This window comes from Candidatus Methylomirabilota bacterium (assembly GCA_036002485.1).
Taxonomy (GTDB): Bacteria; Methylomirabilota; Methylomirabilia; order Rokubacteriales; family CSP1-6; genus AR37.
The window spans coordinates 1-20623 of sequence record DASYTI010000161.1; the positions used below are offsets into that span (position 1 = coordinate 1).

Annotated in this window: 21 protein-coding genes; 13 read left to right on the plus strand and 8 right to left on the minus strand. The window is 66.4% G+C overall.

The genetic code is table 11. From position 1 onward, the window contains the following. The 4 genes from VGT00_15225 to VGT00_15240 all read left to right on the plus strand — a co-directional run. Positions 1-1906: heme lyase CcmF/NrfE family subunit (locus VGT00_15225; GenBank protein ID HEV8532771.1), on the plus strand; the 1906-nt coding region annotated here is incomplete at its 5' end. Continuing rightward, positions 1903-2436 carry a redoxin domain-containing protein gene (locus VGT00_15230; protein HEV8532772.1) on the plus strand — a complete coding sequence of 178 codons (534 nt, stop codon included), beginning with the start codon at positions 1903-1905 and terminating at the stop codon, positions 2434-2436. The genes VGT00_15225 and VGT00_15230, both read left to right, overlap by 4 nt. Positions 2437-2636: 200 nt before the next feature. Next, complete coding sequence (locus VGT00_15235; protein ID HEV8532773.1) at positions 2637-3074, plus strand: cytochrome c-type biogenesis protein; 438 nt, start codon at positions 2637-2639, stop codon at positions 3072-3074. Continuing rightward, a complete protein-coding gene (locus tag VGT00_15240; GenBank protein HEV8532774.1) occupies positions 3071-3997 on the plus strand; it encodes a tetratricopeptide repeat protein in 927 nt (308 codons plus the stop codon). Before VGT00_15235 ends, VGT00_15240 begins: the two co-directional genes overlap by 4 nt. 96 nt (positions 3998-4093) lie before the next feature. Here VGT00_15240 and VGT00_15245 read toward each other — a convergent pair whose 3' ends face one another. The 3 genes from VGT00_15245 to chrA form a co-directional block, all read right to left on the minus strand. Beyond that, positions 4094-5284 carry an MFS transporter gene (locus VGT00_15245; protein HEV8532775.1) on the minus strand — a complete coding sequence of 397 codons (1191 nt, stop codon included), beginning with the start codon at positions 5282-5284 and terminating at the stop codon, positions 4094-4096. Positions 5285-5364: 80 nt separating this feature from the next. Continuing rightward, the gene (locus VGT00_15250; protein ID HEV8532776.1) at positions 5365-6591 is read right to left on the minus strand and encodes a cytochrome C; all 1227 of its coding nucleotides are present in this window, start codon (positions 6589-6591) and stop codon (positions 5365-5367) included. A gap of 235 nt (positions 6592-6826) precedes the next feature. Further along, complete coding sequence (chrA, locus tag VGT00_15255; GenBank protein ID HEV8532777.1) at positions 6827-8023, minus strand: chromate efflux transporter; 1197 nt, start codon at positions 8021-8023, stop codon at positions 6827-6829. 195 nt (positions 8024-8218) lie between these two features. On the opposite strand from chrA, the gene VGT00_15260 reads away from it, so the two are divergent. From VGT00_15260 to VGT00_15285, 6 genes are all read left to right on the plus strand, one after another. Then, a complete protein-coding gene (locus VGT00_15260) occupies positions 8219-9172 on the plus strand; it encodes a chromate resistance protein ChrB domain-containing protein (GenBank protein HEV8532778.1) in 954 nt (317 codons plus the stop codon). Positions 9173-9206: 34 nt separating this feature from the next. Continuing rightward, complete coding sequence (locus VGT00_15265) at positions 9207-9722, plus strand: hypothetical protein (GenBank protein ID HEV8532779.1); 516 nt, start codon at positions 9207-9209, stop codon at positions 9720-9722. 124 nt (positions 9723-9846) lie between these two features. Further along, a complete protein-coding gene (locus VGT00_15270) occupies positions 9847-10410 on the plus strand; it encodes a family 16 glycoside hydrolase (protein ID HEV8532780.1) in 564 nt (187 codons plus the stop codon). Beyond that, on the plus strand, positions 10410-11318 hold the full coding sequence (locus VGT00_15275; GenBank protein HEV8532781.1) for a DUF1259 domain-containing protein: 909 nt from the start codon (positions 10410-10412) through the stop codon (positions 11316-11318). The genes VGT00_15270 and VGT00_15275 overlap by 1 nt, the downstream gene beginning before the upstream one ends. Positions 11319-11346: 28 nt before the next feature. Further along, positions 11347-11781: a chromate resistance protein ChrB domain-containing protein gene (locus tag VGT00_15280; GenBank protein ID HEV8532782.1), complete on the plus strand. Its 435-nt coding sequence runs from the start codon at positions 11347-11349 to the stop codon at positions 11779-11781. A gap of 54 nt (positions 11782-11835) precedes the next feature. After that, positions 11836-12864: a DMT family transporter gene (locus tag VGT00_15285; GenBank protein ID HEV8532783.1), complete on the plus strand. Its 1029-nt coding sequence runs from the start codon at positions 11836-11838 to the stop codon at positions 12862-12864. 74 nt (positions 12865-12938) lie between these two features. On the opposite strand, the gene VGT00_15290 is transcribed toward VGT00_15285, so the two are convergent. Continuing rightward, positions 12939-13298 carry a cupin domain-containing protein gene (locus tag VGT00_15290; GenBank protein HEV8532784.1) on the minus strand — a complete coding sequence of 120 codons (360 nt, stop codon included), beginning with the start codon at positions 13296-13298 and terminating at the stop codon, positions 12939-12941. A gap of 124 nt (positions 13299-13422) precedes the next feature. Beyond that, positions 13423-13767, minus strand: a complete 345-nt coding sequence (locus tag VGT00_15295; protein ID HEV8532785.1) for a hypothetical protein — start codon at positions 13765-13767, stop codon at positions 13423-13425. A 204-nt stretch (positions 13768-13971) separates the two neighbouring features. On the opposite strand from VGT00_15295, the gene VGT00_15300 reads away from it, so the two are divergent. Both VGT00_15300 and VGT00_15305 read left to right on the plus strand, forming a co-directional pair. Further along, on the plus strand, positions 13972-14598 hold the full coding sequence (locus VGT00_15300) for a sigma-70 family RNA polymerase sigma factor (GenBank protein HEV8532786.1): 627 nt from the start codon (positions 13972-13974) through the stop codon (positions 14596-14598). After that, a complete protein-coding gene (locus tag VGT00_15305; GenBank protein ID HEV8532787.1) occupies positions 14591-15322 on the plus strand; it encodes an anti-sigma factor in 732 nt (243 codons plus the stop codon). The genes VGT00_15300 and VGT00_15305 overlap by 8 nt, the downstream gene beginning before the upstream one ends. 137 nt (positions 15323-15459) lie before the next feature. On the opposite strand, the gene VGT00_15310 is transcribed toward VGT00_15305, so the two are convergent. Further along, the gene (locus tag VGT00_15310; GenBank protein HEV8532788.1) at positions 15460-18102 is read right to left on the minus strand and encodes a glucosidase; all 2643 of its coding nucleotides are present in this window, start codon (positions 18100-18102) and stop codon (positions 15460-15462) included. Between the two features lie 173 nt (positions 18103-18275). On the opposite strand from VGT00_15310, the gene VGT00_15315 reads away from it, so the two are divergent. Continuing rightward, the gene (locus VGT00_15315) at positions 18276-18803 is read left to right on the plus strand and encodes a Pycsar system effector family protein (protein ID HEV8532789.1); all 528 of its coding nucleotides are present in this window, start codon (positions 18276-18278) and stop codon (positions 18801-18803) included. 74 nt (positions 18804-18877) lie between these two features. Here VGT00_15315 and zwf read toward each other — a convergent pair whose 3' ends face one another. Beyond that, positions 18878-20269, minus strand: coding sequence for a glucose-6-phosphate dehydrogenase (gene zwf / locus VGT00_15320; protein HEV8532790.1), 1392 nt, complete (start codon positions 20267-20269; stop codon positions 18878-18880). Continuing rightward, positions 20266-20623: 6-phosphogluconate dehydrogenase (decarboxylating) (locus tag VGT00_15325; GenBank protein ID HEV8532791.1), on the minus strand; the 358-nt coding region annotated here is incomplete at its 5' end. The genes VGT00_15325 and zwf, both read right to left, overlap by 4 nt.

The window sequence follows — 20623 nt, forward strand, 5'->3', positions numbered from 1 at the left end:
CTACGGCGCCATCGCCGCCGTGGTGGGCGTCCGGACCGGCCAAGCGAACTGGCTGCGCACGGGCGAGCGGGCCGCGATAGGCGTCTGGCTGCTCATCACCGCCTGCATTGCCCTCATGCTCTACGCCTTCCTGACCTTCGACTTCTCCGTACGCTACGTCGCCGTGAACACGAACCGCGGCACGCCCTTCTACTACCGCATTACCGCGCTTTGGGGCGCGCTCGAGGGCTCCATCGTGCTCTGGGCGTGGATGCTCTCGATCTACACGCTGATCGTGGTCGTCCGCTACCGGCGCCGGCAGCCCGAGCTCTATCCCTGGGTCCTCTCGGTCATGCTGGGCATCCTCGCCTTCTTCCTCCTCATCATGAGCATTCCGGCCCCGCCCTTCGAGCGCCTGTCTCCCATTCCGCCGGACGGGCGCGGCCTCAATCCCCTCCTCGAGGACTCCGGCATGATCACGCACCCCGTGGCCCTCTACCTGGGCTTCACGGGCTTCAGCGTCCCCTTCGCCTTTGCCATGGCCGCGCTCCTCGTGGGGCGCACGGGCGACGAGTGGATCACCATCACCCGGCGCTGGACCATCGTGGCCTGGTACTTCCTCTCGCTGGGGCTGCTCATCGGCGGGTGGTGGAGCTACCACGTGCTCGGCTGGGGAGGCTACTGGGCCTGGGATCCCGTGGAGAACGCGGCCTTCATGCCCTGGCTCACGGGCACGGCCTTCCTGCACTCGGTGATGATCCAGGAGCGCCGGCGCATGCTCAAGCTCTGGAACCTGACCCTGATCATCCTGACCTTCGGCCTCACGCTGTTCGGAACATTTCTCACTCGCTCGGGCATCATCGGCTCCGTCCACTCTTTCACGCAGAGCTCCATCGGCGTCTTCTTCCTGGCCTTTCTGGCCCTGACCCTGCTGGGCGCCTTCTCGCTGCTCGCGTGGCGGACGGGCGGGCTGCGGGCCCAGGGCGAGCTCGACTCCGCGGTCTCGCGCGAGTCCGTCTTCCTCCTGAACAACCTCTTTCTGATCGCGGCCACCTTCACCGTCTTCTTCGGGACGGTCTTCCCGCTGCTGTCGGAAGCCGTGCGCGGCGTCAAGGTCAGCGTGGGCGCGCCCTTCTTCAACCTCGTGAATATCCCGATCTTCCTGGCCCTTCTCTTCCTCATGGGGGTGGGCCCTCTCATCGCCTGGCGCCGCGCCTCCGCCGAGAACCTGAAACGGAACTTCCTCAAGCCTGTCCTGGCCGGCATCGGCGCCGCGGGGGTAATGAGACTGCTCGGGGTGGGCAATGTCCTCGTGCTCACGGCCATGGCTCTCGTGGTCTTCGTGGCGGGCACTATCGCCCTCGACTACGTACGGGCCGTCCGCGCGCGCCGGCGGAGCGGCGATGGGTGGGGGACGGCCACCTGGGGCCTGCTCCTTCGCCAGAACCGACGCTATGGCGGCTTCGTGGTCCACCTGGGCATCCTCGTCGTCGCGCTCGGCGTGGCGGGATCGCAGGCCTGGCAGATCCAGACCGAGGTCACCCTCGACAAGGGCCAGAGCGTCGAGATGGATGGCTACCGGACGCGCTACCGCGTGCGCTTCGATGGGCTCTCGGCGTCTGAGGAGTCCAACCACGCCAAGGTCACGGGCACCTTTACCCTGACGGATGGGCGCGGGATGGAGGAGGTCCTCTCGCCGGGACGCAAGTTCTACCCCCAGGAGCAGACGCCCATCGCCGCCGTGGACTACCGTCTGGGTATATTCGAGGACGTCTATCTGGTCCTGGGCGACTTCGCGCGCGACGGCTCTCAGGCCACCATCAAGCTCCAGGTCAACCGCATGGTGTCCTGGCTCTGGATCGGTGGGCTCGTGCTCACGCTGGGAGCGGCGCTCGCCATCCTGCCCGATCACCGGAAGCCCGCGTGAAGGGAGGCTGGCTACGCTGGACCATCCCGGCCGCGGTCGTGCCGGTGCTGGCCCTTTTGGCTTATGGCTTCTGGACGAACCCGCGCGAGATCCCCTCACCTCTCCTCGGCCGGCCCGCGGCGCCCTTCGCGCTCACGACCTTCGACAAGACACCCCTCACCCTGCAGGACCTCCGGGGCAAGGTGGTGCTCATCAACTTCTGGGCTTCATGGTGTATCCCCGCCTGCTACGACGAGGCGCCGGCGCTCGAGCGCACCTGGCTCGCCTACAAGGACAAGGGCGTGATGGTGGTTGGCGTCAACGTGCAGGACACCGAGGAGCCGGCGCGGAAATTCCTGGCTCGCTTCCAGCACTCCTTCCCGAATGCCCCCGACCCCCGGGGTTATGTCGCCGTGGAGTACGGAGTCTACGGCGTGCCCGAGACGTTTTTCATTGACCGCCGCGGCCGCGTCCGCTTCAAGCACGTGGGCGCACTCACCGACGAGGCCGCGCGCAAGCGCCTCGACGCGCTCCTCGAGGAGCCCTCGTGATCCGGGTTTATTCAGCCCTCGCCTCGCCGCTCTCGTCGCCTGCGGCTCCTCGGCAGCGTCTCAGCTCGAGAATCATCTCAGCCCTCGCCTCGCCGCTGATCCACTCAGCTCTCGTCTCAGGGCTTCGCCCTTCAACTCGAACCGCCACGCCGGCGGGATCAACTCAGCGTCTCGGCTCGAAAATCATCTCAGCCCTCGCCGTGCTCGCGGTCTCGGCAGTGCTGAGCACGGCGGCGCCTGCCGCAGTGCCCGTGGACGAGCGCGTCGTCCACGAGCTGGCCGCCCAGCTCCGCTGCGTGGTCTGTCAGACTCTCTCGGTGGCCGACTCGCCCTCGGAGACGGCGAACCAGATGCGCCAGATCATCCGCGAGCGCCTGGCTGCCGGCGAGACTCCCGAGCAGGTGCGCCAGTACTTCGTCCAGAGATACGGGGAGTGGATCCTGCTCGCGCCGCCCAAGGAAGGGTTCAACCTCCTCGTCTGGACGGTGCCTTTCGTCGGGCTCGGGGCCGGATTGGTGCTTGTCGTCATCGTCCTCCGGCGCTGGAGCCGGAAGCCGGCCGCCGTCCCCTCGACGCCGGTGGATCCCGCGATGCGAGAGCGCATCAGGCGGGAGATGTCCGGGGGCGGCAATCCGTGACCACGGCGCAGTGGATCACCATCCTTGCCATTGGACTGCCCGCGCTCGCCATCGTCCTCTGGCCGCTCGTGGGCGCGCGCGCGCGATCCCCGCAATCGCCACGGCGCTTCGACGACCGGCTGGAGCTCGAGGAGGCAAAGGCCTCCATCTATCAGGCCCTCGCCGAGCTCGACTTCGACCACGAGACGGGCTCGCTCTCCCACGACGACTACCGCTCGCTGCGAGACAGGTATGAAAGCCGCGCCGCCGAGGTCATCGCTCAGCTCGACGCCATGGGGCCGGTGATCATGCCGACCGCGGCCGATCCGGTGCCCGTGGCGCCGCGCCCATGGACCCGGCGTCCGGCCACCCTCATCGTGGGCGGCCTGGCCATGCTGGCCCTGGGCGTCGGACTCGGCGTCGGAATCAGCCGCTACACGACACCGGCGGACACCATGATTCCGCCCGAGAGTCGGTTGCCCGTACCCATGAGCCCTGATCCCGGGCCGCTGCTCCAGGGCAAGTCGGGCGCACCGATGAAGCCCATCCCCCCCGAGATGCTGGCGGGGATGCTGCGGGCGGCCCGTCAGAGCCTGACGGAAGGTCGTTACCCGGAGGCCATCGCGGCCTATCAGGCCGTGCTGAAGCGAGACGAGAAGAACGTCGACGCCATGACCCACCTGGCCCTCATCGTGGCCATGGGCGGGCATGCCGATGCCGCGCTCGAGACCTTCGACAAGGCGCTCAAGATAAACCCGGACTATGCGCCGGCCCTTCTCTACCGAGGCCAGGTCCTCTACGAGGACAAGCGCGACTATGCCGGCGCCATCAAGGCCTGGCAGCGCTTCATTGCGCTGGTCCCGCCCGGCGAGGATCGCGATCGCGTCACCGCCCTCATCAAGGACGCACAGCGGGAAGCCAAGCAGAAGACACCCGCGAAGTAGTCGGTCGGCTCCCGCAGCGTCCTGCCGTGTACTCGCTCTCGGGGCTCCTGGCCTCCGAGGCTACGAGGCAGCCTCCATCCGCGGGTGGGTATGCGCTCATCCCGCGTAGCGCTCCTCGACCGTCACTGCGAATACAACCACGCCGACAAGGCCGATCAGGCCCGCCATCCAGAACGGGAGCGCGGGCGTGACCTCCCAGAGCAGCCCGCCGATGAACGCGGCCGGCGCGATGGTGAGGCTCCGGATAAGGTAGTACAGGCCGATGGAACGAGCCCGGAGCAACGGCGCTGCGAGATCCACGATCAGCGCCTTGCGGGCCGGCTCACCGATCTCGCGGAGGCCGCCCACCACGAACGCGGCGACGAGCGTGGCGAAGTCACGCGCCAGCACCACGGCGACGGGGAAGAGGGCAAAGGCGACGAACGTGGCGATGACGAACGGCTTGCGACCCATGCGGTCGGCGAACCGGGCCACGGGAATGTAACTCACGATCGCCGTCGTCATCTGCACGGCGACGAGGACCCCGTAGGCCGGGGCGCTGATGCCGATCACGTTGATCGCGTAGAGCACGAGGAAGACGTCGACGAGACCCTCGCAGGTGCGGATGAAGATGTCCGAGGCGAGGAGCCAGCGAAGGGGGGTCGGCAGCGACCGCCACACCGCCACGACGTGCGTCGGAATCGGATCTGTCGTCGCCGGGATATTGACGCGGCTGACGACCCCCAGCGTCACTGCCGAGAGTACGACGGTCACGGCGAGCCCGAGGTGGATACCGATCCGCAGGCCGTACGCCGCGATGGCCAGGCCCCCGAGGGTTGGCGCGACGGCGATCGGCACGCGCCTCAGGATCGACTGCACCGTGAACCCGAGCGCCCGGCGGTCCTTGGGCAGCGCGTCGCCGACGACAGCAAAGAGCGTCGGGCTGGCCATGCTCGACCATGCCATCACGAAGACGAGGCCCGCGAAGACGAACGGCCACGACGGAGCCACCCAGTACAGTGCATAGCCGATTGCTGCCAGCGTGACGAAGAGCAGCAGGGCACGGCGACGACCGTATCGATCGCTGATCCATCCCCCGGGGTACTGGTACACGCCGTCCAGGAAATCCTCACAGGTCCCGAAGAACCCGATGGCGGTGACGGGTGCGCCGAGCATCTGCAAGTACTTTGGCAGGAAGCGCTTCCAGAGGTTCTCGCCGAGCGCGAGCAGGAACATCGCGACGGAGACGGCGACAATGTTGCGCTCGAGCCCGAGTGCATCGACGATGCGTGGTCGCGCGGAGGTCACGGCCGCTCAGCGCAGGTTGCCGATGTGGCCGCCGCTCCGAAACCAATCGACAAGGATGTCTGCGTAAATGCGCCGCGACGTCACTTCGGGATTTTGACCAAACTCACGGCATTGACCAGGCTATTGGCCAGTACAAAGTCACCCTCCCGCGTGACCGAGGTGTTGCGGACGATGTTGCCGCCACCCGGAATGGCCCAGCTCTGGAATTTCTCCGTCTGCGGATCGAAGCGCACGACGGTGTTCGGCGTGGTGCCGGACTCGCTGTACCAGATGATGTCGTTGATCGCCGAGATGCCGTAGGGCTCGGACTTCGGCCCGCTCGGCGACGGCCACTCGGTCACCTTGCCGCTCGCGGGATCGAGACGACCCAGATACCCGCGCGAGAAGTCCGCGTACCAGACGGTGTCGTCGCTCGTGATCGTGATCCGCCGTGGCCGCGACCCCGGATCCGGCAAGGGATATTCGCGAATCTCCAGCGTCTTCGGGTCGACGCTGCCCACTTTGTTGGTGCCGAACGCGACGTAGAACACGGTGCCCCTCGAGCTCACGGCCATGCCATACGGGCGCGATTTGGGCGTGGGCGGGGTGAGGAGCTTGATCTCACCCGTCTTCGCGTCGAGCCGCCCCACCCGGTTGGCATTCTGCACCGTGAACCACAAGATCCCGCTCTGGTCGAAGATGAGTGTGTGCGGATCCTTGGCCTCGGGGTCCGGCATCTTGTACTCGATGACCGCGCCCGTCTTCGGGTCGAGCTTGCCGACCAGGGCTCCGGTGTTGCCGGTGTACCAGATGTTGCCGTCCTTGTCCTCGACCAGGCCATGCGGGCCGGAGTGCGGCGTCTTGAGAGGATATTCCTTGAAGCGGCCACTCTTCGGATCGAGCCGGCCGAGCACGTTGTTCATCTGGCCGGTGTACCAGAGCGATCCGTCCCTCGTCGCCAGCGGATCGTGCGGCCGCGACCCAGGCGTGGGCACCTGCCATTCCTTGATCGAGACCTTGGTGGGCCCAGGGATCACCACGCCCACGGGCTTGGCCTTTTCCGGGAAGTTCTTGGTCAGGTACTCCGTGATCGTGGCGGCCTGATCGGCGGGCAGGGTCACTCCATGATTGGCCATCATCCGCATGACGGTGCGCCAGCCCTTGGCCGAGTAGCCGGCGCCCAGCCGCGCGTAGAAGGGGTGGCAGCTATTGCAATGGGCCGCCACCAGGTCCTTGCCCTTGCCCTCGGGCAGCTCCTGGCCCCGGGCCGGAAGCGCAAAGCACAGCACAGCGGCGGCGATCAACGACAGAAGTGATGCTTTCCGCATGAGTCCTCCTTCAAGAACAAGACGCGCCCGCATCCGGGAAAGCAGCTCGATGAGGGTCGTCCTTCGAATGGGGGATTTCGATGTGGCCATGAATCTCGGTCGAGTAAAACACAGGCACGATGAGAGGTCGAGCGCCGTGCCCACGGCAGCCGCGCATGCGCGCTCGTACACCATTGCCGGCAACCTCGGCGTCCTGGAGCATCGATGCTACCAAGAATCGCTTCACGAAGACCATTCAGGACTTGAAGAAAGGGAAGGCGATCAGGCCGACGATTCCTGCCGCGGCCACGAGGATCGGTTCCGGGACCTTGAACCGCCAGAGCACGCCGAAACTGATGAGGGCCACGGCGGCCGTTGGCACGTCGTAGATCGCGCGCCGGGCCAGGAGGATGACGGCACCGGCGATGGCGCCGGTGGCTGCTGACGTCGCGCCCAGGACGAACGCTTTCAGCAGGGCGTTGTCGCGGTTCCGGCTGAACCAGGGCGCGGGGATGATCGTGAAGAGGTAGACGGGCAGGAAGATCCCGATGGCCGCGGCTACCGCGCCCAGGAGCCCGGCGGCGAGGAAGCCGATGAAGACCACCGTGATGACGACCGGGCCGGGCGTGATCATCGCCACCGCGACGGCGTCGATGAATTGCTGCTCGTTGAGCCATCCGAACTGCTGGACGACACCCTGATGGAGGAACGGCACGATGGCTAGCCCGCTGCCGAATACGAAGGCGCCGGCTTTCGTGAAGAACACGAAGATCTGAAGCAGCACCTGCTCGCCGCCCACCTTGAGATTGATGAACCAACGCTCGATCAGCCAGATGCCGGCGACCACGGCCGCCCCCCCGAGCCCGGCGGTCAGAGCCTGCGCGCGAGTCGGACGCGCGCGGGCGAAGAGGGTGACGAGCCCGGCGATGACGAAGACCTCGGCCAGTTCCGCTTCCGCCCACATGGTCACGAGCACGAGGGCGCCGAACACCGCCCACAGCAGCGGATCACGCTTGTTGGTCGAGCGCGCCAGCTTGTAGGCCGCAATGGCGATGATCGCGATCACGGCGGCGCCGATCCCGTAGAAGAGCGCCTGCATCCACCACAGGCCACCGAAGCGCCGGTAGGCGATGGAGATCCCGATGACCATGAGGAACGACGGCACGACGAACGCGAGACCCACCGCCGTCGCGCCGAGCACGCCGCGCTGGAAGTAGCCAAGGGCGATCGCGAGCTGCGCGGCGAGCGGGCCCGGCATGATCTGAGCGAGGGCGACGCCGAGCCGATACTCGTCCTCGTCGATCCAGCGCCGCCGCTCCACGAGGTCGCGGTGCATGAAGCCGATCAACGCGACGGGGCCGCCAAAGCCGAAAGTACCCAGATACAGGAAATACCGGACAAGCTCGGTGAGGCTCGCGCGGGTGGTGGTCGTTAGTGGCGATGATGAGGGCATCGGGACCTCCTCGACGTAACGGCGTTGGGTCTGGTCAAGATTGACCCCCGGGTAGCGCCGGCCAGCGGCGGCCGGCGTGTCCGCCCCCGCATACTCCAAAGCCATAAGGCAGCGATATCGCACCCACGACCGCCGCCGGACTTTCCGGAAGTGTAACGCTTGACGCGCCACGTATCAAGCGTTACGTTGAACGACATGCGCTGGCTGACCCTCCTGACCACGTTGCCCCCCACGCCGACCCGTCACCGCGTCGGCGTCTGGCGGAAGCTTCAACGCATGGGCGCCGTGCGGCTTCGCGGCTCCGCCTGGATCCTGCCGGAGACATCAGAGACCACCGAGCTCTTTCAGTGGCTCGTGCAGGAGATCGACTCGTTTCGCGGCGAGGCGACGCTGCTGCATGTCGACCGGATCGGGAACATGACGCAGGAGCAGGTCACCGCGCTCTTCCACAAGGCCCGCGCTCTCGAGTACCAGGCCGCCATGAAGGGGTGTCGCGAGATCCTCTCGCAGCTCGACCGCTACCGGACGAGCCATCGCGGCTCCGTTGCTCAGCTTCGCGGCAAGCTCGATGGCGTGAAGCGGGAGCTCGACAGGATCCAGGCCATCGACTATCTGGAGGCGCCACTCGGTCGGCGCTCGCGCGCCGTCTGGGAGACGACGGCCAAACGCCTGCGCGCTGTGGAGACACGCCCGCACCCGCTCGCGGGGCGCCATCGGGGGTCATTGCCCCCGCGCGGCAGCACGTGGGTGACGCGGCCTCGGCCGCATATCGATCGGATCGCCTCGGCTTGGCTCATCAGGCGCTTCTACGATGCCGACGCGAAATTTGCCTTCGCCGACGCCACCGACGCGGCGCGAAAGGGCATCCCGTTCGACGTACTCGGCGCAGAGTTCGGGCATCACGGTGAGGACTGCACGTTCGAGACGCTCATCAAGCGGTTCCGGATCAAGGATCGCCGCGCCAAGGTCATTGCCGAGATCGTGCATGAGGCAGACCTGCACGACGGCAAGTTCACCCGCAACGAGTCCGCGGGTGTCGACCTCGCCATCAAAGGCCTGGCCGAGGCCACCCCGGACGATCATGACCTGCTCGAGCGCGGCATGGCGATCTTCGACGGCTTGTACACGGTGTTGAAGCGGAAGACCTAGGGCCACCATCAACCAGAGGCTGGGAGAGCAAGACATGAAAAGGACAGCGTTGACGCTGGCGTTTCTCGTGGCGTGGATGTTCACGGTGCCGATGGGCTGGGCGCAAAAGTCCGACGACGCGGAGCATGCGGAACTGGCCAAGGCGTTGCGGGACGCAAAGATCTCGCTGCAGCGCGGACTCACCGCAAGTACGAAGGAAGGCCGGCCGATTTCGGCAAAGTATGAGGTGGAGCACGGAAAACTCCAGTTGTCCGTGTACACGATGAAGGGGGAGAAGTTCTCCGAGGTCATCGTGGACCACAGGACGGGCAAGGTAGCGAAGGCCGAGCCAATCACCAGCGGCGACGATCTCGCGGCGGCGAAGGCTCAGAGCGAGGCGATGGCCAAGGCGAAGCGGTCCCTCGACGCGGCGGCGGCCGAGGCCGTGAAGGAGCACAAAGGGTACCGCGTCGTCAGTGTCATGCCCGCCCTGAAAGAAGGCCATCCCGTAGCCGACGTCACACTGGTGAAGGGGAACGAGTGGAAGACCGTGTCTGAGAAGCTGGATTAGGGGATCAGCAGTGCAGGCTCCAATCGTGTCGCGGAGAAGACTGTTCAAGGTCGCCTTGACGGCGCTCGGAGCATACGGGCTCGGTTCATCGCCCTCTGCGCGGGCTGCCCCGCCGGAGATCAAGATGCCCGATGGCGTCGCTGAGCAGAAATTCGATTTCGAGGCCAAGGGCATCGAGGGCTGGACGACGATAGGAGGCCAGTGGGTGGTCGAGGACTTTCCCGGCGCACCCGTCGGCAAGAAGGCCTTGCTACAGCGCATGACAAAGAACGAGTTCAATGTGATTGTTGCGCCGGCGGGTCCGTTCACCGACATGGACGTCTCAGTGAAATTCGACCCGCTATCCGGGAAGGAAGACGCCTCGGGCGGCATCGTGTTTCGGTTCACTGACGGCAAGTATTACGTTGTCCGAGCCAATGCCCTCGAGGGAAATTTCCGACTGTACTCCTACGACCGCGGCCGCCGCCAACTGGCGAGCGCCAGCGTCAAGCCCCCGGCGCTCGCTCAGTGGCACCTGCTCAGGGTCGTTGCTGTCGGTGACCACATCCAGGGTTGGCTCGACGGCGCCTTGTTGCTCGACCACCGAGACTCGCGCTTCAAGTCAGGTCGAGTGGGACTGTGGACAAAGGCCGATTCGATCACAGCGTTCAACGACTTCACCATTCGTGGTGTGACGGGAGGCGGCTGATGAGGCAGTCATTGAAACACGCGATCTTCGTTCTCAGTCTGGTCGTGATCGTCGGCGTGCCGGAACTGGGGCTGACGTCGGAGCCCGACTGGAAGGCGGTGGAGGCGGCCCTGGGCAAGTCGGGACAGGCGCAGCCAGGCGGCGTCTTCCGAATCGGGATGCCGCGTACCGATCTCGCTGTCACCGTGAAGGGCGTGCCCGTCAAGGCCGGATTCGCGCTCGGATCGTACGCCGCCTTCAAGCCGGTGGGGGATCAGGCAATGGTGATGGGAGACCTCGTCCTTCTCGACCAGGAGGTGCCTGCCGTGATGGCCGGCCTGTTCAGAGGGGGGCTCGAGGTCACCGCCGTCCACAACCATCTGAACGACATGTCGCCGCACGTGATGTACATGCACTACGAGGGCCATGGCGATGCGGTCAAGCTGGCCACGGCGCTCCGCCAGGCATTGTCCGCCAGCGGAACCCCGCTCGGTGGCGGGGGCAGTCCGGCGGCCGCCCCGGCGGCCGGCCCTGGGCTCGACACCAAGCAGATCGAGCAGGCCCTGGGGCGAACGGGAAGGGCGCAGGACGGCGGGGTGTTCCAGGTGACCGTCCCCCGCGCGGAAGTGATCACGGAGATGGGGGTACAGTTGCTGCCGGCCATGGGGGTGACGACGGTGATGAACTTCCAGCCGGCCTCCAACGGCAAGGCGGCGATTACCGGTGATTTCGTCTTGATCGACAAGGAAGTGAACGCCGTCGCCCGCACGCTGCTCCAGCACGGCATCGACGTGACGGCGATCCACAACCATAGCCTCATGGACACGCCGCGGCTCTTCTACATGCACTTCTGGGCGAATGACGACCCGGTCAAGCTTGCCCAGGGGCTGAAGGCCGCATTGGGCCAGACCAACAGCGCGAAGCCGTAGAGGGCAACGCCAGGGAAAGGAACTGTCCATGAAATGGGTCACCCGAGAGAAAGCCCGCGTTGATCGCATTGCGTGCCCTTGGCTCATCACACGCTTCATCGACAAGGAGCCAATGTTCCTCTTCGTGCCCGCGCGCGACGTGCTGGCCGTCGCGAAGCAAGAGGAGGCCATCCCGTACGATGTGCCGGGCGTCGAACTGGGTCATCATGGGGATCAGTGCTCGTTTGAAGCGTTTCTGGACAAGTACGAACTGAAAGATCCCGCGCTTCTCGAGCTTGCCCTGATCGTACGGGGCGCCGACACCGAAGCGCGGGGGCTCACGCCGGAATCGGCGGGGCTCTATGCGGTGGCGACCGGCTTTCAGGCCATGGCGCGGGACGACTTCGACAACATGCAGAAGCAGTTCCCCGTCTACGACGCGCTGTATGACTACTGCCGCGCGCGGTTGGCGGCGGCAAAGTAGAGGACGGCAGACCGAGGCTAACTGGGATTGAGTCGAAGTCTGAGCTGATCCGACATGTCCGCCCTCCAAGCGCTGCTCGCGGCCGCGATGTTCGGGCTGAGCGTCCCGTTGGCCAAGCGGTTGCTCGATGTTGGCTCGCCTCTCTTTCTCGCGGGACTTCTCTATCTTGGCGCCGGCTTGTTCCTCACCGGGGTGCGGGCCGTCACGCGGTCGCGGCGCTCGCCGCGCCCCCTGGAACCGCGGGAGCGCGTGATCCTCGTCGGCGTGGTGCTGACGGGTGGGGTCCTCGCGCCGCCGCTTCTCCTCTGGGGCCTGGCCCGGGCCCCCGCGAGCGCGGCGTCGTTGCTGCTGAACCTCGAGGTCGTGTTCACCGTAGTCCTCGCGGGCGCCATCTTCCATGAACATCTCGGCACCCGTGTGGTCGCTGCGTCGGTCATGCTGGCCGCGGGCGGCATCGTGCTCGGCTGGCCCTCTGGGCATCTTGATCTGCCGATCGCCTCAGCCGCCGTGGCCGGTGCGTGCCTCCTGTGGGCCATCGACAACAACCTGACCCGGGTCATCGCCGACGCGGATGCCCTCCTCGTGGCTCAGCGGAAAGGCCTGGCCGCTGGCGTCGTGAATGTCGCGCTCTCGCTCGCCGCCGGCCACGCGTTGCCGCCGCCCGCTTCGATAGCGATCAGCCTTGTGGTCGGCGCGGTCGGCTACGGCACGAGCCTGGTGCTCTTCATCATGGCCATGCGAGGCCTGGGGGCCGCCCGAACGGGCGCCTACTTCGCGCTGGCCCCGTTCTTCGGCGCCCTTGCCGGCGTCGCGCTACTCGGTGAACCCGTGACGGCCCCGCTGACCTTGACCGCCGCCCTGATGGCCGGCGGGGTTTGGCTGCTGCTGCGCGAGCGGCACTCGCACCGGCATCGGCACGAGGCGGGGATGCACACGCACCGCCACGTCCATGACCAGCACCACCAGCACCAACATGAAGGCTGGGAAGGACCGGAACCGCACATGCACCCTCATGCGACCGGGCCGCTCGAGCATGATCACCCACACATCCACGACGGTCACCACGGCCACGACCATGATTGACCGGTGAACGCTCACGAGGCCCTCGAGCACGAGCAGCCTCCTGCCTGGCCATGGACGAGGACTGGGTATTGACCTCAGTACGGGAGGGACGTGGCGAGCGGCTTACCCTTCTCCACCATGTACGTGGCGAGGATCTTGGCCATGGCCGCTCCTTCATTGACGGTTTCGTGTGGCCGCCCGGCCTCGACGAAGAACGAGCCCCCCGCCTTGACGGTGACCGTCGGCCTACCCTCGACCCAGAGCACCAACGTGCCCTCCAGCACGTAGCCGACCTCCTCGCCCGGGTGGGTGTGCTTGCCCGGCCTCACCCCGCCCGGAATCTCGACCAGGGCCTGCACCACCTCACGGCCGGGGGTAGAGAGATCAGCTTTCTGCAGCACCGTGCGCTTGAACGCGGCCGGCTGAGCGCTCAGCGCATGAGCACCGAGGGCCATCAAGATTACGGTTATCGACGGCGCAACCAACCTCGCTGCTCGCTTCCTCATGTGAGCCTCCGATGGTCGATGTGAGTTGCCGCGCCTCCCGAACGAGCTGGTGTCTTACGCGTTTGCACGCCGCTCACCGTCCAGTTGGCATGGCCCAGAACTGCCGCGCCACGTGAAGTCTGACCGCAGAGCCAGAGCCCACTTGGTAAACGACGGCGTCTCCTGGCCGGATGTCACCGAACGCGAGCGCTTGACCATGATCATCACGGATCGCTGCGGTCGGAGCTACCAGGACGGCCTTCGAACCGCTCCGGGTCTCGAGCGTTAAGGCATTTCTCTCGACATCAACCGTCATGACCAATCCGGCGCCAGTGTTCTCCTGTGCGTACACCGCGGGTGCGATCGACAGCATGAAGATGCACAACGGTGCCGCACCAGACGCGAGAAGCAGCCGGGGCATCATCGAGATCATGATCATCCTCGTCTCCTTGAAAGGCTGTCGTTCACGGGAAGAAGCAATCACATTCGACGGGCCGGTGCGTCACCGGTGACGGTCACCCATGCCTACGGAGTCATCCTTCCCCGTGGATGAGCGGCCCCCAGCGATCCGATCGCGACGGTCACTCCGTAGGCACTGATATGGGGACGCGTCCCCTCACCGAGCCGCCTTGCGCTCCGAGCAATGCCTGATCTTCCTCGGCCCAAGAGGTCGGTGGGGGGCGGCGGTCCGCCCGAGCCGGCAGATGTCGAGCTCCTACGCCGGATGCAGCTCGGGGAGGAGGCTGGACTCGAGCTCCTCTACGCGCGCTACGGGGGACTCATCTTCACCCTCGCGCTGCGGATCGTGGGGGATCCCGAGCTGGCCCGCGAGGTGCTGCAGGATACCTTTCTGCGCTGCTGGGACGGGAGCGAATCCTTCGACCCCGGGCGAGGACGAGTGCCATGGTGGCTCATGGGCATCGCTCGGAACCGCGCCATCGACGTCTTGCGCAGTCGGTCCCATCAGGCCCGCTTGCGGGAAAGGGAGCCGCTGGCCGTGGTCATCGGCGAACCCAGTCAGCCGAACGCGACGGACTCCTTTACGATGCGGCACGCCGTGGCCAGCGCGCTCCAGGGTCTGCCGATCGCGCAGCGCCAGGCCATCGAATTGGCCTACTACGGAGGACTTACCCAAACGGAGATCGCCCACGAGCTGGGCGCGCCGCTGGGAACGATCAAGAGTCGGACGCGCGAGGCGATGGATCGGCTACGTGCCTTGCTCTGGCCGCTCATCGAGCCACCACGGGAGGCGTCGGAAGGCCGTGACTGAAGAGCACGAGCATCCCACCGAGAACCTTGCCGCGTACGTCTTGGGAGCCCTCGAGGGCCCCGAGCGGATACGCGTCGAGAGTCACGTCGCCACATGCACGACGTGCGCGAGCTTACTGGAACAGTACCGGGGCGTCGTCGGCGCGCTGCCGCTCGGGCTCGATCCGGTGCCGCCTCCGGCCGAAGCCTGGGAGGCGATCCGAGCGGAAGCCTCGCGGCGCCGACCCCGGGGTCCCGAGTGGGCGAGGAGCAAGGGGCTGTCAAACTGGCGGCGAGTGATGTGGCCGGTTCTGACCGCGCTTGCCGCGTCGCTGTTGGTCTGGAACGTGGTCCTTCAACTGGAGCTCGCGCGTCGCCCGCCGGGGCCGGAGGTGGAAGCCCTGGCCCGCCGGCCGGGACGGCTTGTCATCTTTACGGGGACGGGCGCACCGGGTGCGGGTGGGCGGCTTCTCGTCGCTATCGACGGCCACCATGGACATCTCGCGGTAGCCGGGCTGCGCCCACTACCACCAGAGCGGACCTACCAGCTCTGGTTCGTGCGATCGGGCGCGCCCACGGTGACTGGTGGCACGTTCACCGTTGATTCACGCGGCCGCGCATGGGCAAGCGTCACGGTCCCCGTCTCACTCGACGAAGCACGAGCGATCGCCGTCACGGAGGAGCCGATGCCTGGGAGTGTCGCTCCGACGGGCAATGATCTCTTAGAGGCCAAGGTTTGGCGATGAACGGCGGCCGCCCGAACCCGTGTCCGGAAAGATCGGACTCTGGTCGAAGGCAGACAGTTACCATGCCCTTCGACGATTACAAAGTGGTTTCCTCTACCCAGTACCTTATGAGGACGGCCTCAGCGCGCTCAGCCTGCCTACCCGCCGCTCTGCTGGAGGAGCTTCGCGACCAGCCCCGTCCAACCCGTCTGGTGGCTGGCCCCGATCCCGGCGCCGTTGTCGCCATGGAAGTACTCGTAAAAGAGCACGAGGTCCTTCCAGTGGGGATCGCTCTGGAATGTCTCGAAACCGCCGTGCACGGGACGGCGCCCGTCGGATCCGCGGAGGAAGATGGCCGTGAGCCGCCGCGACAGCTCCGCGGCGACATCCCACAGCTTCATGCGCCGACCGGACCCGGTCGGGAACTCCACGCTAAACCCCTCATCGAAGAAGTAGTCGAATCGCTGCAGCGACTCGACCAGCAAGAAGTTCATCGGGAACCAGATGGGCCCCCGCCAGTTCGAGTTGCCCCCGAAGAATCCCGTGGAGGACTCGGCGGGCTCATAGTCTACCCGGTGCTCCGTGCCGTTGACGTTCAGGACGTACGGGTGATCGCGGTGGTACTGCGAAAGCGCCCGGATGCCATACGGCGAGAGAAACTCGCGCTCATCCAGCATGAACCGGAGGACTCTTTCGAGCCGGTCGCCGCTCACGAGCGAGAGCAGGCGACGCGTCTTTCCCTTGCTCGTGACCTGCTGGGTGACGAGCTGGCAGAGATCCTCGCGGTTGTCGAGAAACCAGCGCAGCCGCCGGCTGAAGCTGGGCAGCCGCTCGAGGTCGTCGGGCTCGATGACCTGCACCGAGAAGAGCGGGACGAGGCCCACGAGCGACCGCACCTTTATGGGAAAGGCGCCGTCCGGCGTTTGGAGCACATCGTAGAAGAACCCGTCCTCCTCGTTCCAGAGCTCGCCGCCCTGGTGGCCCAGGTGGCTCATGGCCTGGGCGATGTACAGGAAATGCTCGAAGAACTTGGAGGCCATGTCCTCGTAGGCCGGGTCCTCGCGGGCCAGCTCGAGCGCGATGCCCAGCATGTTGAGGCAGAACATGCCCATCCACGCGGTGCCGTCGGACTGCTCGATGTGGCCCCCGGTCGGAAGCGGCGCCGAGCGGTCGAAGACGCCGATATTGTCGAGCCCGAGGAAGCCGCCCTGGAAGACGTTTTTGCCCTCCGGGTCCTTGCGGTTGATCCACCAGGTGAAATTCAGCAGAAGCTTCTGGAAGACGCGCTCGAGGAACCGGCGGTCGCCCGTCCCGCGGATGCGCTTCTCGATCTTGTAGACGCGGAAGGCGGCCCAGGCGTGGACGGGCGGGTTGACGTCCCCGAAGGCCCACTCGTAGGCGGGGATCTGCCCGTTCGGGTGCATGTACCACTCGCGGAGAAACAGGATGAGCTGGTCCTTGGCGAAGTCGGAATCCACGAGGGCGAGCGAGATCGTGTGGAAGGCCAGATCCCATGCCGCGTACCACGGGTACTCCCACTTGTCCGGCATGGAGACGACGTCGTCATTGTAGAGGTGCGTCCACTCGGAGTTGCGGCCCCGCTTCCGCTCGGGCGGAGGCGGCGCCTGGGTCGGGTCGCCCTCGAGCCACCGGCGGACGTCGAGGTGGAACCACTGCTTGGACCAGAGCATGCCGGCCAGGGCCTGGCGCATGACGGCCGCCGCGTCCGCGCCCAGGCGATCCGGGATGACCGTGGCGTAGAACTCGTCCGCCTCCCGCCGCTGAGCCTCGACCGCGCGATCGAAGCCTTGGAACGCGCGAGGCGGCCGGCCCTTACCCTCGCGCGTCAGGCGCAGCCTGAGGACGGCCCTCGCGCCTGCCTCCACCAGCAGCCGGTAGTGGGCGGCCGCCTTGGTCCCCTCCTCGAGGGGGTTCACGGCCTCCGGCCGCCCGTGGGCAAGGTATTCGTGGAAGGCGTCCTTCACGTAGGGTGACGGGCTCGGGGTGCCGTACAGGCGCTCGAGATTCGAGTCGTTCTCGGTAAAGAGAAGCTCGGGCTCCCCGTCGCACGCCAGGCGGTACGTCCCATCCATCTCCGGATGGGATGCGAGGATGACCCGACCTGCGCCCTCCCGTTCGCGGGCGAGGCGCGGCCGTCCGCTCCCCTCGTTCCACGACCACGTGTTCCGGAACCAGAGGCTCGGGAGCAAATGGATGGGAGCGGCCTCGGGCCCGCGATTCTCCACGGTGATGCGGATCAGGATGTCCTCGGGCGCGGCCTTGGCGTACTCGACGGTCACGTCGAAGTATCGCCCGTCCTCGAAGACTCCCGTCTCGAGCAGCTCGAACTCGCGCTCCCGCCGGCCCCGCCGACGATTCTCGTCGACAAGGTGGGAGTAAGGATATTCGGCCTGTGGGTACTTGTAGAGCCCTTTGAGGTAGGAGTGCGTGGGCGTGGCGTCGAGGTGGAAGTAGTACTCCTTGACGTCCTCGCCGTGATTGCCCTCGGAGCCCGTCAGCCCGAAGTAACGCTCCTTCAGGATGGGATCGCGCCCGTTCCACAGGGCGAGGGCGAAGCAGAGGCGCTGGTGGTTGTCGGAGATGCCGAGGATACCGTCCTCGCCCCAGCGATAGGCGCGCGAGCGTGCGTGGTCGTGCGGGAAGTACTCCCAGGCGGTGCCGTGCGCGGAGTAGTCCTCTCGCACCGTCCCCCACTGCCGATCGGCCAGATACGGTCCCCACCGCCGCCAGTGGGCCGTTCGGTCGCGCGTCTCCTTGAGTCGTCGCTCTTCCGCCGTCATGCTGATTGCCTCCGTATCACCGGGCGGTCTCAATTGAGCCCTCCGGGCATGGCCCGAGCGGCCCCTTCTTGTTTGACCCGTCCCTGGCCCTCTGGCACGATGGCGCGATGGCATTGCCCTCATACGCAGCCGGCGTCGGGTAAGACCGGTGGCCTGGCGAGAGGAGGCGGCTGATGGAGGTTTTGGGCACGGGCAGTCACCTGGACCATTTCATACGCCAGACCCGCGTGCACCACATGCACCTGAGCTCCATGGCCGACGTAAAGGCCAACATGATGCTCACCATATCGGCCCTGGTCATCACGTTCTCGATCGGGCACCTCTCGCACCCCTATCTCAGATGGCCGGTGCTCGTGCTGATCGTGTCCTGCCTCGCCACGGTGGTCTCGGCGGCCTACGCGGTCATGCCCAAGCTCGACAGGGATTTTCGGCCGAACCTGGACAGACCCGACTGCAACATCCTGTTCTTCGGCAACTTCATGAACCTGGAGTACGAGGAATTCGCGCGGCTCATGGAGGGGGTGATGAACAACTCGTCGCAGGTCTACGAGGCGCAGGTCCGCGAGGTGTACGAGCTCGGCGTCTTCCTGGGACGGAGGAAGTACGTGTACGTCCGGCTCGCCTACGTGTTCTTCATCGCCGGCTTGCTGGCGAGCGCCGCGGTCCTTGTGGGAGTCGAGATCCTCGCGACGGCGCGATGACGAAGGGCCCGCGCAAGACCGGACGCGATCTTGATCGGATCCTCGAGGGCCGCTGACCCTCACCTTGAGAACCCTCATTGCGGGGTGAGCCAACCTCCCACATCGGCGACGAGGCGATCGGCCTGGGGCGGGCCCCAGCTCCCGGGCTCGTACTCGAACATCTGGCTCGGCCCGTGGATCACCGGATCCACGATCGCCCAGGCCGCCTCGACCACGTCCTGGCGCGCGAACAGCGTGGCGTCGCCCGCCATCGCGTCGCCGAGCAGACGCTCGTAGTCCCCCATCCGGCCGTCCTGACCCTGCTGGGGCTGCTCCACGACGGACAGCTCCAGTGGCTGGCCCATCATGCCGGCCCCCGGCCGTTTGGCCCGGGCGCCGATGGCGATCGCGACCTGCGGGCTGAGCCGGAAGCGGACGTAGTTTCCGACCGAAGGCGTGGCCTCGCTGAAGACCACCGGCGGCGGGTTCCGCAGCCTGACCGTGACCTCGGTGCAGGTCATCTTGAGGCTCTTGCCCGCGCGGACATAGAACGGCACGCCCTCCCAGCGCCACGAGTCCACGTAGAGCCGCAGGGCGGCGTACGTGGCCATGTAGGAGTCCCTGGCCACGCCGGGCTCGTCCCGGTAGCCCCGGAACTGCCCGCGCACCATGTTGTCCGCGCTCATCACCCGGACCGTGCGCAGCACCTTGGCCTGCTCGTCGCGGATGGCCTCGTGGTAGGTGCTGGACGGCGCCTCCATGGCCAGGTAGCTGACGACCTGCAGCAGATGGTTCTGGATCACGTCGCGGATGACGCCGGTCTCCTCGTAGAACTTCCCCCGGCCCTTGACCCCGAAGCTCTCCGCCATGGTGATCTGGACGTTGTCGACGTAGTGGCGGTTCCAGATGGGCTCGAGGAACGCGTTGGCGAAACGGAAGTAGAGAATGTTCTGGACCGCTTCCTTCCCGAGGAAGTGGTCGATGCGGAAGATGCTGGCCTCGGGAAAGGCCTGGTGCAGCGTCTCGTTCAGGGAGCTGGCCGAGGCGAGGTCGCGGCCGAAGGGCTTCTCGACGATGACCCGGCAGTTCTGCGTGCAGCCCGCCTGCTGGAGCTGCTGGACGACGGTCGGAAACATGCTCGGGGGGATGGCCAGGTAGTGGGCCGGGCGCTCGCAGTGCTCCAGCTCTCCCCGCATCCGCGCGAAGGTGGCGGGGTCGCCATAGTCGCCGTCGACGTAGCGGAGCCGCTCGGTCAGGATCGGGAAGGCACTGGCGTCGACTCCGCCCCCGTGCTCGGTGACGCTGGCCTTGGCGCGCTCGACGAGCTGGTCCCGGGTCCATCCCGACTTGGCCACGCCCACCACGGGGAAGTCGAGACGGCCCCGGCGGGCCATGGCCTGCAGGGCGGGGAAAATCTTCTTGTAGGCGAGGTCGCCGGTGGCGCCGAAGAAGACCAGGGCATCGGAGCGGGGACGCTCGTCGCTCATGTCCTCTCCACGTGACCTCCGAAGCCGAAGCGCATGGCAGAGAGCACCTTGTTCTGGAAGAGGTCGAGGCCGCGGGACGAGAAGCGCTCGAAGAGCGCGGCGGTGAGCACGTGGGCGGGGACCCCCACGTCGTTGGCGGCCTGGACAGTCCAACGGCCTTCGCCAGAATCGGCCACTTTTCCCCCGAACTTCTCCAGGCCGGGATCGCCGGCTAGACTCTGGGCCGTGAGGTCCAGCAGCCAGGACGAGACGACGCTGCCGCGGCGCCACAGCTCGGTGATGTCGGCGAGGTTGAAGTCGTACTGGTAGTGCTCCGGGTTCCGGAGCGGCGTCGTCTCGGCGTCTTTCTCGTGG

Excerpts from the sequence above, each read along its gene's own strand:
- VGT00_15275 (HEV8532781.1), top strand. The coding sequence starts at position 10,410 with ATGAGGCAGTCATTGAAACACGCGATCTTCGTTCTCAGTCTGGTCGTG.
- VGT00_15290 (HEV8532784.1), bottom strand. The coding sequence starts at position 13,298 with ATGGCCCTCGGTGCTCATGCGCTGAGCGCTCAGCCGGCCGCGTTCAAG.
- VGT00_15315 (HEV8532789.1), top strand. The coding sequence starts at position 18,276 with ATGGAGGTTTTGGGCACGGGCAGTCACCTGGACCATTTCATACGCCAG.
- VGT00_15285 (HEV8532783.1), top strand. The coding sequence starts at position 11,836 with ATGTCCGCCCTCCAAGCGCTGCTCGCGGCCGCGATGTTCGGGCTGAGC.
- chrA (HEV8532777.1), bottom strand. The coding sequence starts at position 8,023 with ATGCCCTCATCATCGCCACTAACGACCACCACCCGCGCGAGCCTCACC.
- VGT00_15260 (HEV8532778.1), top strand. The coding sequence starts at position 8,219 with ATGCGCTGGCTGACCCTCCTGACCACGTTGCCCCCCACGCCGACCCGT.
- VGT00_15270 (HEV8532780.1), top strand. The coding sequence starts at position 9,847 with ATGCCCGATGGCGTCGCTGAGCAGAAATTCGATTTCGAGGCCAAGGGC.
- VGT00_15310 (HEV8532788.1), bottom strand. The coding sequence starts at position 18,102 with ATGACGGCGGAAGAGCGACGACTCAAGGAGACGCGCGACCGAACGGCC.
- zwf (HEV8532790.1), bottom strand. The coding sequence starts at position 20,269 with ATGAGCGACGAGCGTCCCCGCTCCGATGCCCTGGTCTTCTTCGGCGCC.
- VGT00_15280 (HEV8532782.1), top strand. The coding sequence starts at position 11,347 with ATGAAATGGGTCACCCGAGAGAAAGCCCGCGTTGATCGCATTGCGTGC.
- VGT00_15295 (HEV8532785.1), bottom strand. The coding sequence starts at position 13,767 with ATGATCATGATCTCGATGATGCCCCGGCTGCTTCTCGCGTCTGGTGCG.
- VGT00_15265 (HEV8532779.1), top strand. The coding sequence starts at position 9,207 with ATGAAAAGGACAGCGTTGACGCTGGCGTTTCTCGTGGCGTGGATGTTC.
- VGT00_15250 (HEV8532776.1), bottom strand. The coding sequence starts at position 6,591 with ATGCGGAAAGCATCACTTCTGTCGTTGATCGCCGCCGCTGTGCTGTGC.
- VGT00_15300 (HEV8532786.1), top strand. The coding sequence starts at position 13,972 with ATGCCTGATCTTCCTCGGCCCAAGAGGTCGGTGGGGGGCGGCGGTCCG.